The 15,781-nt window shown below is 65.6% G+C and carries 16 protein-coding genes; 3 read left to right on the plus strand and 13 right to left on the minus strand.

All coding sequences use genetic code 11. From position 1 onward, the window contains the following. Positions 1 to 73 precede the first annotated feature (73 nt). The 13 genes from xopZ to sctU all read right to left on the minus strand — a co-directional run bounded on the left by xopZ (position 74) and on the right by sctU (position 13,923). Positions 74 to 4,036: a XopZ family type III secretion system effector gene (xopZ, locus tag EO174_RS12715; protein WP_126944751.1), complete on the minus strand. Its 3,963-nt coding sequence runs from the start codon at positions 4,034 to 4,036 to the stop codon at positions 74 to 76. A 114-nt stretch (positions 4,037 to 4,150) separates the two neighbouring features. Next, complete coding sequence (locus EO174_RS12720) at positions 4,151 to 5,263, minus strand: pectate lyase (RefSeq protein ID WP_164740189.1); 1,113 nt, start codon at positions 5,261 to 5,263, stop codon at positions 4,151 to 4,153. Between the two features lie 174 nt (positions 5,264 to 5,437). Continuing rightward, on the minus strand, positions 5,438 to 5,920 hold the full coding sequence (locus EO174_RS12725; protein ID WP_126944838.1) for a CesT family type III secretion system chaperone: 483 nt from the start codon (positions 5,918 to 5,920) through the stop codon (positions 5,438 to 5,440). 55 nt (positions 5,921 to 5,975) lie between these two features. Then, on the minus strand, positions 5,976 to 6,248 hold the full coding sequence (hrpE, locus tag EO174_RS12730; RefSeq protein WP_104583492.1) for an HrpE family protein: 273 nt from the start codon (positions 6,246 to 6,248) through the stop codon (positions 5,976 to 5,978). 86 nt (positions 6,249 to 6,334) lie between these two features. Then, positions 6,335 to 6,577, minus strand: a complete 243-nt coding sequence (gene hrpD6, locus EO174_RS12735; protein ID WP_126944754.1) for an HrpD6 family protein — start codon at positions 6,575 to 6,577, stop codon at positions 6,335 to 6,337. 10 nt (positions 6,578 to 6,587) lie between these two features. Further along, positions 6,588 to 7,535, minus strand: coding sequence for an HrpD5 family protein (gene hrpD5, locus EO174_RS12740; protein WP_126944757.1), 948 nt, complete (start codon positions 7,533 to 7,535; stop codon positions 6,588 to 6,590). After that, complete coding sequence (locus tag EO174_RS12745; RefSeq protein ID WP_126944760.1) at positions 7,532 to 8,347, minus strand: 4-hydroxyphenylacetate catabolism regulator HpaA; 816 nt, start codon at positions 8,345 to 8,347, stop codon at positions 7,532 to 7,534. The genes hrpD5 and EO174_RS12745 overlap by 4 nt, the downstream gene beginning before the upstream one ends. Then, positions 8,344 to 8,604: a type III secretion system export apparatus subunit SctS gene (sctS, locus tag EO174_RS12750; RefSeq protein WP_002802878.1), complete on the minus strand. Its 261-nt coding sequence runs from the start codon at positions 8,602 to 8,604 to the stop codon at positions 8,344 to 8,346. The genes EO174_RS12745 and sctS overlap by 4 nt, the downstream gene beginning before the upstream one ends. 4 nt (positions 8,605 to 8,608) lie before the next feature. Then, the gene (sctR, locus tag EO174_RS12755; protein ID WP_126944763.1) at positions 8,609 to 9,253 is read right to left on the minus strand and encodes a type III secretion system export apparatus subunit SctR; all 645 of its coding nucleotides are present in this window, start codon (positions 9,251 to 9,253) and stop codon (positions 8,609 to 8,611) included. Beyond that, the gene (gene sctQ, locus EO174_RS12760) at positions 9,240 to 10,193 is read right to left on the minus strand and encodes a type III secretion system cytoplasmic ring protein SctQ (protein ID WP_164740193.1); all 954 of its coding nucleotides are present in this window, start codon (positions 10,191 to 10,193) and stop codon (positions 9,240 to 9,242) included. Before sctQ ends, sctR begins: the two co-directional genes overlap by 14 nt. Before the next feature lie 90 nt (positions 10,194 to 10,283). Beyond that, positions 10,284 to 10,919, minus strand: a complete 636-nt coding sequence (gene sctP / locus EO174_RS12765) for a type III secretion system protein SctP (protein ID WP_164740190.1) — start codon at positions 10,917 to 10,919, stop codon at positions 10,284 to 10,286. Next, the gene (locus EO174_RS12770; RefSeq protein ID WP_126944766.1) at positions 10,919 to 12,841 is read right to left on the minus strand and encodes an FHIPEP family type III secretion protein; all 1,923 of its coding nucleotides are present in this window, start codon (positions 12,839 to 12,841) and stop codon (positions 10,919 to 10,921) included. The genes sctP and EO174_RS12770 overlap by 1 nt, the downstream gene beginning before the upstream one ends. Before the next feature lie 8 nt (positions 12,842 to 12,849). Then, positions 12,850 to 13,923 (minus strand): type III secretion system export apparatus subunit SctU, encoded by a 1,074-nt coding sequence (sctU, locus tag EO174_RS12775; RefSeq protein ID WP_126944769.1) that lies wholly within the window; start codon positions 13,921 to 13,923, stop codon positions 12,850 to 12,852. 212 nt (positions 13,924 to 14,135) lie between these two features. Between sctU and EO174_RS12780 the strand changes: the two genes are divergently transcribed. From EO174_RS12780 to sctJ, 3 genes are read left to right on the plus strand one after another with little or no spacing between them, the layout of a single operon-like run. Beyond that, complete coding sequence (locus EO174_RS12780) at positions 14,136 to 14,591, plus strand: HrpB1 family type III secretion system apparatus protein (RefSeq protein ID WP_126944772.1); 456 nt, start codon at positions 14,136 to 14,138, stop codon at positions 14,589 to 14,591. 31 nt (positions 14,592 to 14,622) lie between these two features. After that, positions 14,623 to 15,012 (plus strand): type III secretion protein HrpB2, encoded by a 390-nt coding sequence (locus tag EO174_RS12785; RefSeq protein ID WP_126944775.1) that lies wholly within the window; start codon positions 14,623 to 14,625, stop codon positions 15,010 to 15,012. A 1-nt stretch (position 15,013) separates the two neighbouring features. Next, positions 15,014 to 15,778: a type III secretion inner membrane ring lipoprotein SctJ gene (sctJ, locus tag EO174_RS12790; protein WP_104583500.1), complete on the plus strand. Its 765-nt coding sequence runs from the start codon at positions 15,014 to 15,016 to the stop codon at positions 15,776 to 15,778. Positions 15,779 to 15,781: the final 3 nt, after the last annotated feature.

The raw sequence follows: 15,781 nt of genomic DNA on the forward strand, positions 1-15,781 counted from the left end.
GCCGCCACGACAGACGCAACCGCCGTTGCGTCTGTCGTTTGTTGGCGGTCCCGGGGCCAGCCCGGTGCGCGGCTTACGTGCGAGTAGTGGTGGTGGAGCGGGGCGATACGGCGCGCGGCACCGCTTCGTACGCTGGCCATTGACCGACCGTGCGCATGGCCTCGGCGATGCGGTTGCGCTGGCGCTTGACGATGAAGTCCACGCCACGTTCTTCGGTCAGTTTTGTCTTCTCGCGGACCAGCAGCAACGTCGGCTCCCACACGGCGGGCTGCTGCAGCAACGCGTCGAAGGCGGTGCGCTCGGCGAGTGCAGCCGTGTCGTCACCTGCATCCTGCGCCACCAGTGCAAGTGCGCGGTGCACGTCCAGCAGCGGTGCAGCTTCGCTGCGTAACGCCTCGTCGGCGAACAGCGCAGCCAGCGCGTTGCCATCGGCAAAGCGCCTGGCCTGCTGCATGAAATGCTCCAGTTGCAGCTCTGCCAGCACCGGCTGCAGGGTCTGGTCGACATCGGTGCCCAGCTTGACCAGGCCGTAGTCGGCCCAGCGCTCCCACTGGGTGCGGACCAGGCGCTCGAACGCGGCGAATTGCGCGAAGTCGGTTGCGCGGTCGCTGCGGACCGCATCGATTTCACCACCGAACTGGAACAGCGTGCAGAACGCGGTGGCCACGTCCGCGTTCACTTCGGCGACATAGCCGGCATCGAGTGCCGAGAGCGTGGTGCTGGCCGCAGGCGTTGCCGATGCGCCTCCGTGTCGATGCTGGGCAAGCGCCAGTTGCACGCCGGCCGTCAGGCGTGCGGCCGCTTCCACCCGGCGTGCGGCGGTGGCGTCGCAGTAGTGCGTGGTCATGTAGCCGGCCACGGTCGTCGATGTCCAGCCGAGGTCCTGGCGCGACTTGACGCCGAGCCCCAGCGCACCGCCCGCGCGGCGGCCGTGCGCATCGCCTGCACGCAGGCCGGCGCTGACGCTGGCGCTGCATTCGGTGCCCTGGCTGACGCGTGCGGCCTGGTCGATCAGCCCGACGCTGGCGTCCGGATGCTCGGCCAGCAATGCCTGCATCCAGTCCGCGTCGGGGGGCTGTGCGGTAGGATCGGGCGTTGCGCGGCGTACCAGATGCTCCAGCATGCGCAAGAATGCCTGCAGCAGCTCCGGCTCGCGTCCCTTGCCCAGCCGGGGGATACGGAGCTGCAGGCCGTCTTCCACGCCGGCCTCGCGCCGATAGCGCCAGTCCACGGCGGCCGACACCCCGGCTGCCGCGTAGTCGCTTTCCACATCGATGCCATAGCCGACAGTCAGACCCGCACCGAGCTGGCGCTGCGTCGCGGATTGGCGGCTGATCTGCAGGTACAGGCCGGTACGTCCCATGTAGAACTCCAGCGAGGCATCGCGATTGCACTGCATGCTGGCGATCAGTCGTGTACCCAGGCCGAACGCAGACCCTGCAATCGCAGCTGCCGCCGAAAGCGGTGCGAGATTGGCGCCCCAGGTCTGTTGGCAGGTCATCCGCCAGCGGTCGCGCCATTCCAGGTGCGAGAGCATGTCGCGCAGCAGGTCCAGCAATGCCTCGGGGTGAGCCAGGGCGCCGGCACCGGTCTGCTTCATCAACTGCAAGGTCTTGTCGACGGCGGCGTCGAAATGCGCCAGGCAGTCCTGCGCATGTGCGAGCCACAACGTGGCCTGTGGCGAGGGATCGCCTGCTTGCGGCTCCGCCGCTTGCTCTGCGTGCTCCGCCCGCACCGTAGACAGGCAGGTGCGCAGCAGATCGAACGCGGCTGGCGCGGTGCAGCGACCGCTCCGCACCTGCTCCCAGGCACGCCGCAATCCTTCCGGTGGCGCTGCCTGCACCGCTGCACCGCCCGGGGTTCGGGATGCCTGCGCCTGATGGTGGTTATGCAGCGCTGCGGCACGTTCGGCGATGCGTGCAAGGGTGGCGGCATCGAAGACGACGCAACTGCGGTCCACGTCCTCATCGACCCATTGCAGCAGCTCGGCCGCCGCCTGCCAGTGCAGCTCGGCCTGCGATGGAACACTGCCCTGCGATCGGGCCGCATGCAATGCGCCCAGGTAGCCGGCCAAGGCAGCCGCGGCGTGCTCCAGGGCCAGGTTTGCGCGTCGACGCGGTGTCGGCAGTGCGGTGGCCGATGCGACCTCAAGCCCCTCCGACAAGGCATGCAGTGGATTGGGAGCGCTCGCGTGTGCGCCGGCAGGGTGCGGCGAGGTGGCAGTACGCACCGCCTCGCCGAACGCCTGCAGGTGGGCGTTTGCGCGCGCATACGCCGAATCGGGAGCACGCGACTCGTAGCCGTTGCGCAGCGCATGGTAGGCCGCGCGTTCGTCGCTGCTGCAGGTGCGCAACGCATCTGCCGGGTCGGCCGCGTGCAGGGCGACACCGGCGGCGCGCCGCGCACCGCTCAGCCAGCACCGCGTGGCGGTATCGTCCACAGGTGCGGCGCGCAGCAGCGCATCGGCCCGCAACGCAATGCGCGCGATGTCCTGGCGGCCGGGGTCGGCGGCACGCTCGTGGCGTGCCTGGATCAACTGGCCCAGTACCTGACGGCCGCGTGGCACACGTCCCAGGGTCTCCAGCCAATGCGTTGTCGCCGCTTCGATCGCTGCGCGGGTAATGGCGGAGTGCTCGCCCATCGTCATGCCCGGCGGGTCTCCGGGCCGTTCCGGATCGGCGGGGATCAGCGCGCTCCAGGTGCTGTCGTGGACACGGTCGAAGGTGGCCAACAGCAGCGCCGCGGCGTCAGCGCGGTTGTCGCCGAGCACAACGGCCACTGCCGCGCGCAGCGCGCCGAGCGCGATGGCCACGATCCCCGCTGCAGGCACGGCCTGGTCTGCAAAACGCGTGGTGGACAGCCCGCTCGCCCAGGACGACAAGCGGTTGCGCAATGCGGTGGCCGCAGCGGCATCGGTTGTGCTGGATGCGGTCTGCGCGATCTGCGCGGCAATCAGTGCGTCTGACGCAGCCCGCAGCGCCTGGCTGGCGCGCAGATCGTCTGCCGCTGCGCGGTCAACCTCCTCCTCGATCGATTGCGTGAGATCCGCCAGCGCCGGCAGCAGTGCACGCAACGCGTTGGCGCGCGCAGCGGTCTCGAACAGGTCGCCGGCCACGATGAGTGCAGACTGCAGCGCCTGTGCCAGTGTGGTGTCGAGGTTGGCGGCGCGCGCTTCCAGGCGCTGCAGCAAGGCCTGTTGTTTCTCGCGCAGGGCGGACAGATGCTGCGCGTGCTGGTGCTGCTGGCGGATGCGCTCCAGCGCGGCTTCGTGCTTGAGCAGGTCCCGCAAGCGCGGTCGACGCTCGTTTGCAGCGGGCGCGGGCACGGCCGTGAGCTGGTCCAGTTGCTGCTGCAGCTGTTGCTCGGTGCGCGCCAGGCGCTCGCTGCAGCTAGCGATGTGCTTGCGGAGCAGCGTATTCCAGGTGGCCAGCACCTGTTGGCGTTTGCGGGTGGCGTTGGCACGGTCGGCCAGGCGCGGCGCGCGTCTGGCCTGCAGGCTTGTGTCCCGCTCCAGGCGATCGATATGCAGCACCACCAGGCGTTCCAGCGCGGCGGCCTTGCGCACGGCGATCCGGGCGTCGCTTAGCCGTTGCGAGGCGGCGAATGTCGCTGTCTGCAAAGGAGCGAGTGTGTGCCAGTGGCCCGGCTCTGCCCGAGCGGGCGGTGCAGGCTGCGCAGATGTGCCCTGGTAGCGCAGCAGGCGCGTATGGTCGGGAGTGGCCTGCCGGGCGATGCCCACCGCCGTGCCGGCGAGCCGGGCGAGCTTCTGCAACGACTTCCGCACGCCCCGCAGCCTGCCTGTCTCGCGTGGCGCAGGCGTGCCCCGTCCGGTGTCGGCAGCAGCTGCGCTGTAGCGATACACCCGTGCGGCCACATCCAGTTCTGCAGCGCGTGCTTCGGACTCGGCCGCTGGCCCATCCAGTTGATGCAGTCGTTGATGGGCCTGCTTGTGCGGCGACGGCGTACCCGCATGCGCCGCGCCATGGCTGTTGCCAGGCAGCCCGAATGTCAGGGTGGAAGGGCGGATACGGGTCACGCTCGACACCTCGCATGTGGACCTCGACACCACCGGGCGCCGATACCCGGCAGATGCGTCAACGCAGTGCATCTGCCGGGCGCGCTCGACGCACAGCAACGGTGCAGGGTGTGATCAGCCGCTGTAGGCCTTATGGCCGATGCGTGTCGCGCCGATGGCCTGGGACGCGTTGGGAGCAATCACCTCGTCGGGCGCATCGGTCTTCAGGTTTGCCAACGCCACCGTCGCGCCTGGCGCGTCGGTGCGGAACACTGCTTCCTTGACCTGATTGAACTCGCAGTTTTCCACCTGAAGGCTCGTATTGATATCGGCATGCCCACCATTGGTGCGGAAGACCTTGCTGGCACCCTCGACGGTGTCACCCGACATCACCACGTCGGCAGCACCGTTGTCCTGCACGACCTTGTCTGTGGCATTCTTGAACGTGCAATTGATGATCTCGACCTTCGGCCGGCCGCTGACCTGAGCGCTACAACCTGCAATTCCCGCATCATGCTCGCGGTTGCCCTGGCCATCGATGGTGACCGCATCCTCGCTGACATCTTCGTTGACGCAGTTGACCATCTTGCCGCTGCCCATGAAATGCACCCCGTCGCCGCCGCCCGTCATGTTGACGTTGCAGAGGCAGCCGCCGTCCTCGACGACGAACAACGGTTGCTGGTGCTCGTCCTGATCGCCTTTGCCCAGGCAGGGGCCGCCGATATAGGTCTGATTCTTGCCGTCGAACACCTCGCCCTTATGCACCACGATGGGCTTGTTCTGTACGCCGGGCGGTGCGGTGACGACCTTGCCGGGAGGCAGGGGTGCTTGCGTGCCGTTGGGGCTGGGCGTTACCGGCTGGCCGGTGCCAGGCGGCGTTGCCGGTTGACCCGGGTTGCTGTGGGATGCGCCGTTGCCGGCTCCTGTTCCGCTGGTGCTTCCGTTGCCCTTGTTGGTGTTGCTGCCATCGCCGCCGCTGCCATTGCCAGTCCCGCTGCCGTGTTGTCCGCCGGGGTTGGTGGAACTCGGCGGGTTCGATGGCGGCATCGAGGGCGTCGGATTGGGGGTGGTCGGTGACTGACCGTCACTGGATGGCTGATCCTGTGACTGCAGCATGTCGCTAAGCACGCGTTGCATGCAGTACGCCAGCATGCTCATGATCACCGCGGTAAGGGCTTGTTGCTGCGACAGGGAGAACGAGGACGGCTGCAAGCTCGCAGTGGTGTGTGAGGGGATGGCGAGATTCATTGGCGAGTGTCCTTGCGAGTGATGAATGGCGTAAGAAATCCTGCGAGATGGAATGACGGCGCGACAGCGTGGCGATGTGACCCAGCGCAGCGGATGCGCAAGGCTCCGATCAGCGTGCTGCTGAGTCGTGCCTGCCTCGCTGCAGGCATCAGCTTGCATGCACGGCCGAGCACCTCAGGCGCGTAGCCACAGATAATTCCCCGTCGCGATTCCTTCAAACATTTCGTCGTGTGCAATGAAGATATTGTTGTTCCAGTAACGGCCATGCTCGGCGTAGTGGGCGAGCAGATCGCAGATCCATGCGCCGTCGACGTCGTCGTCCAGCGGAACGCGCACGATCAGCACGATCACGCCGGCATCGTTCAATCCCAGTTGCGCCTGGTCCTGCGCGTACACCGAGAGGTTGGCTTCCAGCAATAGCCGGAAGACCGTCAAGCTGCGTCCCGCAGGAGCAAGGCCGTAGCAGATGCGTAGATACAGCGCTTCTTCTTCCGGCGCTTGCTGTGCTTCATCGTCGGTCTGGGCTGCAGGCATGTGCAGATAGACTTCAAACCCGTCCACCCACAGCACGCGTTTGCTGAGCACCGTCTGCACATCCGGCAGGTCCAGTGCTTCGCACATCTGCTGGACGATCGCTTCGAATCGGGTGCTGCTCATCTGTCGTACGACATGCGCAGGGCCATGCATCGGCCCTGCGTCATGTCAGGGCCCATTACTGGCCAACCAGCTGCTTCGCGTTGTCGCCAGCCTTGCCGATGAATTTGTTGAGCGCTACGTTGAAGTCAAGTTCGTTCTTCTTCTCGGTCAGGTAGTTGTTCATGCGCTCCTGTGCGGAGGCTGAATGGCCAATGCCACCCATCAGACTATCCATCTGATTGTCTGAAGTCTGGCTGCTCATATGGTTGTCGTATCTGCTTGAAAAGTCCGATTTAAACAGATCCCCGCCCTGGCCCAATCGCGGCCCAATCGATTGTAAATCCGACATATAAATACTCCTCAGCTAAAGATGAAGTAACGTGGAGCGCCTGTCGGCGCGTTTTGCTTGACCAACGTGGCCAAGGAACTCGATGATCAAGGCATGCTGGCAATGTGCGCGACGATGTCGCGTGCGGCGTTGATGCCGTCGTGCAAGACGGTGAAATTGTTGCGCGTAGCCTGATCGCTCGCTGCAGACCAGTGCACACGGAGTTGTTGCGCTGTCGTGTGCAGCGCTGCATCGATGTTGCGCAGTCGCTCACCGGAGAGATCCTCCGCCTTGGTCTGCAAGATCTTGCTCATATCCTGGGTGACCGTGTGGGTCATGGCATCGAACATGGTGCGGTTCTCATGGCGCCGCGTGCTGCGGCAGGGAAGTCAGGTGCTTGGTGCCGTCCGGGGTCTCGACGTAATGCAACCCGTCGGCGAGCAGCGCGGCGTCGTAATTGGCGGGCGGTTTTACCGACGGGTCCTGCTGGGTGATGTCCACATGCAGCTTGCGGACCTCCGGGCCCAGATCGCTGCGTAGATCGGCGATTCTTCGGATTGCACGCTCCGCGTTGTCGCTGCTGCCGGCGATGGAGAACACGCCTTGACCGTCGTAGCGAACGTTCAGATCGCGGTCGGCCAAAGTATCGCGCAGGGTTGCCAGCACCTCATCCACCACCAGCACATCGACCGTGACCGCATGTTGGTACCGGTGCAGTTGTACGCGCAGGCGTGCCGCATCCGCGCTGCTCGCCACCAAACCCTCGACGCGCACGCGCGTACCGACCTGTTCCACGCGCGCTTCGCGCAAGCCCAGCCGTTTCAGCACGGACCGGACCTGGTTGAGCTGGTTGTCCTGGCTGCGCGCGGGAGCGGCATCGGAGAGAAATGCCGGTAGCAGGGAGGGCAGCAGCGCTGCGGCGGCCAGCGCTAACATGGCGCCCACCACTGCGCGCAGCGCAGTGCGCCTGGACTTGCGTGGTGGGGGTGTTGCCGGCGTCGCGGCTGGAGACAGCAACCGCTCCAGCAGCGCCACATCGTCCGGCCACTCGGCTGCAGCCTCGCCGACGCACAGCACCAACGGACCAAAACGCACTGGATGCAGCGCAACAAACGGTGTCGTTGGCAACGCGTCGCTGCGATAACGAGCTTGACCATCTGCATCCACCTCGATGATGAGCGGGCCATCAGGCCAGTCTTCGATCCGGATCTCGGCCTGGGGATCGGCGCCTAACGTGTAGCTGCCTGGCTGCAAATCTAATCGCGCGCCGGCGTGTATTCCCGTCAGTATGCGAAGTTGCATGATCATGCACGAATCCCCTGAGCGGCCCCGTCTTGGTGTTCCATCAGTAGCGTGTTCAAACGTGTGATGCCACGCGCACAATCAGCGGGTCTGCGCGGCTTTCCCGCGCTGATCAGCATCAGCGGCAGCAGCAGGTTGTAGCTGCGCAGCGCCGGTGTGGGCTCCGGTTGCGCGCGCACCATCTCCGCCAGGCGTTTGCGCAGGGTGTCGACGCTTTCGGGCAAGGTGCTCGCCTGGGCCGATTGCAGGTGCTCGCGCATCAACATCCAGACCATGGTGGTCAGCGATGCGGCGACCGGATGGGCAATGCCGATGTCACGCAACTCCACGAACGCGGCGGTGAGGGCGTGCTGTCTGACCGTCTGGTCGGCGGCGCGCGTTGCCGCATAGCGATCGATGACGGCCTGGACACCCGCACGCACATCCTCGTCCCAGTGTACCGGCGAGGCGCTTGGCCACGTCACTGCGTGCGGATCGCCGGCATGTGCGCGACCACCGGCGCCATGCTGATCGTCCTGACGTTGTCCCTGCTCCTGGGGCTGAGCGACTGCGATGCTGACGCGGCCGCGTAGCGCCGACACGCGCGCCGCTTCGGCATCTTCCTGGTCGGTGGCATCGAGCTCGTCGTCCATGCCATCCAGCGACCGCATGCCACGTCGCCGCCTGCGTGGCGGAGCGGGGCGCAGACGGGGGGCATGATGCGGCGTGTCCGCCAGCGGCTGCGCGCCAGCTCCCGGCACATCGGCATGGTGATGCGGGGCGCCGGGCGTGGTCGGCAGCGACGGCGGCACAACGCCTGGGGAAATGCGCCGGATCATGGGAAGGCCGCCTGCATCAGCGCCTGGCCGAACTGCATGATCGCCGAGGCGCCCCAGGGCGCGGTGACCGCAATGGCTGCCACCACCACCACCAGCTTGAGCGCAAACGAAATCGACGCATCCTGCAATGACATCACTGCCTGGATGAAGGCAATCAGCAAGCCGGCAAGCGCGGCGACGCCGACCACGGGCAACGACACCTTGAGGCACAGCAACAAGGCTTCGGAGGTGAACCGCACCAGATCGTCATGGTCCATGGCGTCACCGATAACTCAAGACCAGGCCGTGGATCAGCATGGACCAGCCATCCAGCGCCACGAACAGCAGCAATTTGAACGGAATGGCCACGTTGGTCGGCGTCACCTGCGACAGACCCATTGCCATCAACGCATTGGCCACCACCAGATCGATCACGATGAAGACCAGATACAGCAGGAATCCGATGCGGAACGCCTCGGTCAGCTCGCTGAGCGTGAACGCCGGCGCCAGCACGAGCATATCGTCCGGCTTGAGCGTGTCGGCCTTGTCCTTGGGCCATATCTGCTGCGCCGAGCGCATGAAAAAAGCCTTTTCGCGCTCGCGCGTGTGCTTGAGCAGGAACTGCCGAAACGGTTCGCGGCAGGCGTCGAGCAGCACCACCACGCGGCTGTTGTCGGCACCGGGACTGTAGTTCTGCGCGGCCTTGAACGCCTCCATGCCTACTGGCGCCATCACAAAGCACGACACCAGCAACGCAACACCGTTGAGCACCATGTTGGGCGGCACCTGCTGCACACCGATGGCATTGCGCAGCAAGCCGAGCACGACCACGATCTTGGTGTAGGAGGTGACCACCATCGCTGCGAAGGGCAGCAAGCCCAGCATGATGACCACCAGCAGCAGCGAGCCGACATCAGGCATCTGCATGTGGAGTCTCCGACATGCTGAGGATCTGCACGCCGAGATGTTCGCCCACCGCCAGCAGCCTGCCGATGCCGATGGTCTGGCCATAGACGACAAGACGGATGTCGGCCTGGTCCACCGGCACCGACAGTTCGAGGATCTGGCCGGGCTGCAGGCCCGACAGCACCGACAGCGAGAGCGCAAGTTGGTCCACTTCCAGTTGGACAGGCAGCTCTAGTGCCGCCACATCGGTGGTGGGCTGCGAGGGATCGGACTCGGGCGTATCGTACTGCATGGCGGGGGCGGTCTCCAGAATCATCTGTTGCGGCTTCAGGTGCACCGGTGCGCGCAACACCGCACCTCCGGGGATGCCCCAGAGCAACTCGCCGCTGCGCACCGGAGCCGGGCCAAGCGCGTGCAGCAGCACATCGCCCGGGCGTAGCGACTGCAGCAGCGTCGCCGCCGCCGTGCGCTGGCCAATGCGCAGGCGCGTGCTCAGCCGCAGTGCGCTCAGCCAGGCCGGCAGTGGCGATGGTGTCGCCAGCGCAGCGGTCGCGGTGTGCAGCGCGGCAAGCAGCAATGGGCTGGCGGTCTCCGCGATCGCGTCGATGTCGCCCAGGGCGATGCCGATGTCGAGGCAATTGGCCGCGTCCGCGCAGCGCTCGAAGGCGACGACCTCGGCAGCGCCCAGTCCAAGCGGTGCGAAGGCGCGCAGCGCATCGCTCAACAGTACACCGGCGGTCGCGGTGCGCAGAGCGGCATCGGCTTCGTTCAACAGCAGCGCCAGGCCGTCGCGTGCGGCGATCCGCAACTCCAGGGTGCCGCTATCGAACTGCAGCTGCAGGCGCGCCGCTTCCGCGGCCCGGATGCCGCGGCGTTGCGCGGCAAAGCCGCAGCGGCGTGTGGTACGCGGGTCGCACAGGATTCTGCCGAGCTGCGCGCGCGCAGCAGGCACGTGGGTCAGCGCTTGCGACAAGTCGCGTGCCGTTGGCGTCGGGCTCGGCTCGGTTGACAAAGCGGGGTCCCTCGATATGGCTGTTCTGCATGTGCGGCGCTAGACGACCTCGATGCTGATCTGCAGCGTGTCGCTGAGCGCGGCCTTCAATGCGGTATCCAGACGCTTTCTTCCATTGCAAAGTACCTCGCGCGTCTCGGGCGAGCCGCTGTCGAAGCGAAGCGATAGCTGGTCTGGCGAAAGCCGCAAGAACAGCGTGGTCTGCGGCAGGATGTCGTGGTTGATCTCCAGCCACGCCTCCCAGATCCCTGCGCCGCGCACCGGCGTGGCATTGCAGAATTCGGCCACCCGCAGCGCGATGTGGTGGATGGCCATCTGCGCGCGTTGGGTGCGGATCCACTCGGCGGCGATCTGCCGACCCAAGGCGTCGCTGTCGTCGCCTCGGGCGATCTGTCCACGATTGCCGTCATCCAGGCAGGGGGGCGCGCCTGGCAGCGGCGCAGCGTCGTGACCGTCGCTGGCAGCATCCGCAGCGTCTGGCAGCGGCGGAGCGTCGTCGCCATCCTCCGGCACCACCATGTCCGGCAATCCGCGCAGCACGCTGCTCAGGCGTCGGCGCAGTTGCATGAAGCTGACACGCTGCGTCGCACGCGCCGGTGTGGGCGCTGCGTGCGGCGGCAACGGTGCACCGGCGATCGGCAGGATGCGCACGTGGCGGACCGGTGGCTTGCGCATCAGGCCACCACTCTGCCGATCGGCTGCAGCTGCACCTCTGCGCCCAGTTCCTGGAACGAATAGACCTCCAGCCAGTTCAGGCGCGCCTCGATCATGCGGCGCACATAACGCCGCACGTCCATCGATGCGACCACCGCCAGTGGATGCTGTGCCTGATCTGCGACGATGCGCTCCACCTGCTCGACCAGCTGGTTGGCCTGCTCCGGTGGCAGGGCCAGGAAATTGCCTGCCGGTGTGGCGCGAATCGACTGCCGGATCAACTGTTCCACCGCGTGGTCGAGCATCACCGCAGGCAGCTGCCCGGTGCCTGCGGTCGCAGTGTGCGCAAGATAGCGGCCGAGATCGCAGCGCACATACTCGGTCAGCATCAGCAGGTCCTTTTCCTTCGGTCCCCACACCACCAGGCTCTCCAGGATGCTCTTGATGTTGCGCACCGGGATGCGTTCTTCCAGCAGCCGCCGCAACACATCGGCGATGCGCTGGGCGGGCATGGCCTTGTTGACCTCTGCAACCAGCCCGGGATAGTCCGCGCTCACCTGTTCCAGCATCCACTGTGTTTCCTGGATGCCGACGAACAGATGCGCGCGTGCACGCAGCGGCGCGATCGCCTGTTGGGCCAGCGCCTTCTGCAGGTCTGCGGTATCGCTCAAGGCACTGCGGGTTTCCGGGACGTCGTGGATCAGTACTTCGTACTGCAGGTCCTGCAGGGCGTCGCTTTGCCAGATCGCAATGCCCGGAAACGGCAGGCCCAGCAGTTCCACCAACTGCCGGCGTTCGCTCTCGATCGCCTGGTCCAGCAGTGCCGGGTCGAGCCGCGCAGCCAGTTGCGGCGACAGCCGCATCGACAGGGGCGAGGCGAAATCCGGCGCGCTCTTGCGGATGTGCGGTGCATCGCCCTTGGCCCCCTTACGGCTGGTGGATGGCAGCGTGGGCTGATCGCTGCCGCTGACATCGCGTTGCTTGCGCCAGATCGTATAGCCGCCTGCGCCAACTGCCGCCGCCAGCAGCAGGAACAGCACCGCAGGAAATCCCGGAACGAACGCAAAGCAGGCCAGCAGCACGCTCGCCGCCATCAAGGCGCGCGCATTGCCGGTGAGCTGGCGTCCGATCTCGAGCCCGAGCGAGCTGGTCTTGGCCTCGTTCTCGTTGGCCACGCGGGTGATCATGACGCCGGCTGCCACCGAGATCAGCAGCGAGGCGATCTGCGAGACCATCGCATCGCCCACCGACAGGATTGCAAAGCGGTTGGCCGCCTCGCCTGCGCTCATGCCGTGATAGGTCACGCCCACCACGATGCCGGCCAGGATGTTCACCATGGTGATCACCAGGCCGGCGATGGCGTCGCCCTTGACGAATTTCATGGCGCCATCCATGCCACCGTGCAGCTGACTCTCGATCGCCAGCCGCGCGCGTTTGCTGCGTGCTTCGTCTGCGCTCAGGTTGCCGCCGCGCAGGTCGGCATCGATGCTCATCTGCTTGCCGGGCATCGCGTCCAGGGTGAAGCGCGCACCGACCTCCGCCACGCGCTCGGAACCCTTGGCGATCACGATGAACTGCACCGTGGTGATGATCAGGAACACCACCAGGCCCACCACCAGGTTGCCGCCCACCACCAGCTCGCCAAAGCTCTCGATGATGTGGCCGGCCTCGGCATGCAGCAGGATCGATTTTGTCGACGCGATGTTCAACGACAGCCGCAGCAGCGTGGTGAACAGCAGCAACGAGGGAAACGACGACAGCGAGATCGAGTCGGGTACATACATCGTGACCATCAGCAACACCACGCTCAGGGTGATGTTGATGCCCAGCAGCGTGTCGATGAGCGGGGTGGGCAGCGGCAGGATCATCAAGCCGATGACCGCCACCACCAAGGCGGCGATCGCCACTTCACCGGTGTATGCGAAATACCGTGTCAGGCGCATGCGATCTCCTAGCAGGGCAGCGGGCCGCTGCCGTCATCGTTGTCGCGGCCCAGCTCGTCGACCCAGCGCAGCACCACCGCCACCGTTTCGAACAGTGATTCGGGAACCGCCCCGCCCAGTTCGACCTGATGCAGCGCACGCGCCAATGGCGGGTTCGCCACGATCGGAATGCCCTGGTTGTGCGCGTAGGCACGCAGTTCCAGCGCACCGTCGTCCACACCCTTGGCCACCACTTGCGGCAGACCGAAGCCGTCCGGTTCGTAGGCCAGCGCGACGGCGTAATGGGTCGGGTTGACCACCATCACCTTGGCCTTGGCGAGGCGCTCGCGCGGGTCGCCGAAGACCAGTTCCTTGGCAAATTCCTTGCGCTTTCCCTTTAGTTCCGGATCGCCTTCGCTGTCCTTGTGTTCGCGTTTCTGCTCGTCCTTGCTCATGCGTTTGTCGCGAATGAACAGCCAGTGCTGCACGCTCCAGTCCGCCGCGCCGACCAGCACGAATACCAGCACCGCCAGGGCGCACAGGATGCCCAGCGCACGCCAGCCGATCTGGGCGATGTCGGCCGTTGGCTGGTAGGCGAGCCCGATGATCGTCGGCATCAGTGCGCGCAGGCCGTACCACAGCACCACGCCGATCACCGCGGCCTTGATGCCCAATTTCATCAGGTTGATGAGACTTCGCAACGAAAAGAGTTTTTTGACGCCGTTCACGGGATTGAGCGAATCGAACTTGGGCGTGACCGGTTTGAGCGAGGCATTGAGCCCGGTCTGCAGAAAGCTGCCGATCAATCCGGCAGCCAGGCATGCGACCACGAAGGGCAGCGTCAGCCACACTCCCTGGACGCCGATGCGACCGAGTGCGCGGTGCAACGCGGTGGCATCGCGTGTATTGGCGCTGAAATCGAAGCCGATCGACATCAAGGCGCGCAGGTGTTCGACGAAATAACCGCCCGCCAGTTTCATCACCAACAACGCGGCCAGCAGCACGGCTGCGGCAGTGACGTCCGGGCTGACCGGCACTTCCCCATCCCTGCGCGCATCCTGCAGTTTTTTTTCTGTCGGCTTCTCGGTCTTCTCATCCGACATGGCGATCTCCGGCCGCGGTTGCTGCACGCCGATTCTGGTTGAGCCATCGCCAGGCGATCGGCTTCCAGGGCGAACGTGTGCATGGGTGGACGAAGCACGCTGTGTTTGTTCGCGATGGTATTCCGATGTTCGCTTCTGAAGAGCCTTGGTTGGCGCCGACGCGTACGTTACGCACGCATGCTGTCCACAGCCATTGAATGACGAGGTGCGGTATGGAAAAGATGGAATGTCCCGGTTCGGTCGTGAGTGGGCTGATCGAACTGATCACGGTGGGGCTGACGCACGAGAAACTCGAAGAGGCCGCAGCGGTACTGGCCGCGGTGCGGGTGCTGCGGCCGGAGCTGAAGGCGCTGGACACCTTCGATGCCTGGATCGCGATCAAGCGCGGCAGTTATCTGGAGGGTGCGCGCCTGTTGCGTGAGCTGGAGGCCGATGCCGGCTCCAAGCCACTATGCAAGGCCTTGTACGCGTGCTGCCTGTTTGCGGTGGGCGACGCTTCGTGGCACGGCATTGCAGACAGCCTGATCGAAGAGGACGCCGATGCCGACGCCGTTGGCCTGGTCAAGGCGCTGTCAGGACGCTACACGCCGGCACCCATGCAGGCGGAATCGGCAACCGAATCCGCCGCGCCGATGGAAGTTCCCAACGCGCAGTATCTGCGCGCCTGACCCGGACGTTACCCAGCCTGCGGAACATGCCATGACGCTCATTCCTCCTGCCCCGATCACTGCCAGTTCCGGCCTGTCCACGCCCGCGATATCGCCGACGGCAGCGCCGAACCAGGCGCTCGTCAACCGCTTCCAGGCGCTGATGCAATCCTCCAGCCCGCTGCCGCCTGCCATGCAGCGCGTGGGAGAGCCCAGCATGGTGAGCCGGATGGTCGACGTGCAGAACGATGGCGTGCGCACCATCGCCGAGCATATCGATGCCTTCAGCATGCAGGCGCCGACCATGGGCCTGCAGGAAATGGCCTCGCAACAAATGAAGCTGATGCACGAGCTGACCATGGTCGGCTTCAACCTCAATGTCAGCGTCGGCGTGGCGCAGTCGGGCAAGAACGCCGTGCAAACTTTGTTCAAGAACCAATAGCATGCGAATGCTCAGATATCTGGTGGTGTTGCTGCTGGCACTGCTGCTGTCTGGCTGCGACCAGCAGCTGTATTCCGGGCTGACCGAGAACGACGCCAACGAGATGCTCGCCGTGCTGCTGACCGCCGATGTGGATGCGGAAAAGCGCACGCCCGACGACGGCAAGACCTGGGCGATCAACGCGCCGCATGACCAGGTGGCGTACGCGTTGCAGGTGCTGCGCGCGCATGGCATGCCGCACGCGCGGCACGCCAATCTCGGCGAGATGTTCAAGAAGGACGGCCTGATTTCCACACCCACCGAAGAACGCGTGCGCTTCATCTACGGCGTGTCGCAGCAGCTGTCGCAGACCCTGTCGAATATCGATGGCGTGATCGCGGCCGATGTGGAGATCGTGCTTCCCAACAACGACCCGCTGTCCACCTCGGTCAAACCCTCCAGCGCCGCGGTGTTCATCAAGTTTCGCGTCGGTAGCGATCTGACCAGCCTGGTGCCCAGCATCAAGACGCTGGTGATGCACAGCGTGGAAGGACTGACCTACGAGAACGTCAGCGTCACGCTGGTGCCAGGCGGGGCGGAAAGCGATGCGCAGCTCTCCGCATCGGCGCCTCCACGTGCCTGGGCGTGGCCATGGCTGGCCGGATGCGCGCTGGCGCTGTGCGTGGCGGTCGGTGCAGCAGCGCTGTACTGGTGGCCGAGCGCCGATGCACGCCGCTGGGGCGGCTGGCAGCGCCTGCGCGCGTTGTCCAGAAAACCTGCTGGGTGAGGC

This window comes from Xanthomonas sp. BRIP62418 (assembly GCF_003993495.1).
GTDB classification, from domain to species: domain Bacteria; phylum Pseudomonadota; class Gammaproteobacteria; order Xanthomonadales; family Xanthomonadaceae; genus Xanthomonas; species Xanthomonas euroxanthea.

Coding starts and splice junctions, on each gene's coding strand:
- EO174_RS12720 (WP_164740189.1), bottom strand. CDS start 5,263: ATGAATCTCGCCATCCCCTCACACACCACTGCGAGCTTGCAGCCGTCC.
- EO174_RS12725 (WP_126944838.1), bottom strand. CDS start 5,920: ATGAGCAGCACCCGATTCGAAGCGATCGTCCAGCAGATGTGCGAAGCA.
- hrpE (WP_104583492.1), bottom strand. CDS start 6,248: ATGTCGGATTTACAATCGATTGGGCCGCGATTGGGCCAGGGCGGGGAT.
- hrpD6 (WP_126944754.1), bottom strand. CDS start 6,577: ATGTTCGATGCCATGACCCACACGGTCACCCAGGATATGAGCAAGATC.
- hrpD5 (WP_126944757.1), bottom strand. CDS start 7,535: ATGATCATGCAACTTCGCATACTGACGGGAATACACGCCGGCGCGCGA.
- EO174_RS12745 (WP_126944760.1), bottom strand. CDS start 8,347: ATGATCCGGCGCATTTCCCCAGGCGTTGTGCCGCCGTCGCTGCCGACC.
- sctS (WP_002802878.1), bottom strand. CDS start 8,604: ATGGACCATGACGATCTGGTGCGGTTCACCTCCGAAGCCTTGTTGCTG.
- sctR (WP_126944763.1), bottom strand. CDS start 9,253: ATGCAGATGCCTGATGTCGGCTCGCTGCTGCTGGTGGTCATCATGCTG.
- sctP (WP_164740190.1), bottom strand. CDS start 10,919: ATGCGCAAGCCACCGGTCCGCCACGTGCGCATCCTGCCGATCGCCGGT.
- EO174_RS12770 (WP_126944766.1), bottom strand. CDS start 12,841: ATGCGCCTGACACGGTATTTCGCATACACCGGTGAAGTGGCGATCGCC.
- sctU (WP_126944769.1), bottom strand. CDS start 13,923: ATGTCGGATGAGAAGACCGAGAAGCCGACAGAAAAAAAACTGCAGGAT.
- EO174_RS12780 (WP_126944772.1), top strand. CDS start 14,136: ATGGAAAAGATGGAATGTCCCGGTTCGGTCGTGAGTGGGCTGATCGAA.
- EO174_RS12785 (WP_126944775.1), top strand. CDS start 14,623: ATGACGCTCATTCCTCCTGCCCCGATCACTGCCAGTTCCGGCCTGTCC.
- sctJ (WP_104583500.1), top strand. CDS start 15,014: ATGCGAATGCTCAGATATCTGGTGGTGTTGCTGCTGGCACTGCTGCTG.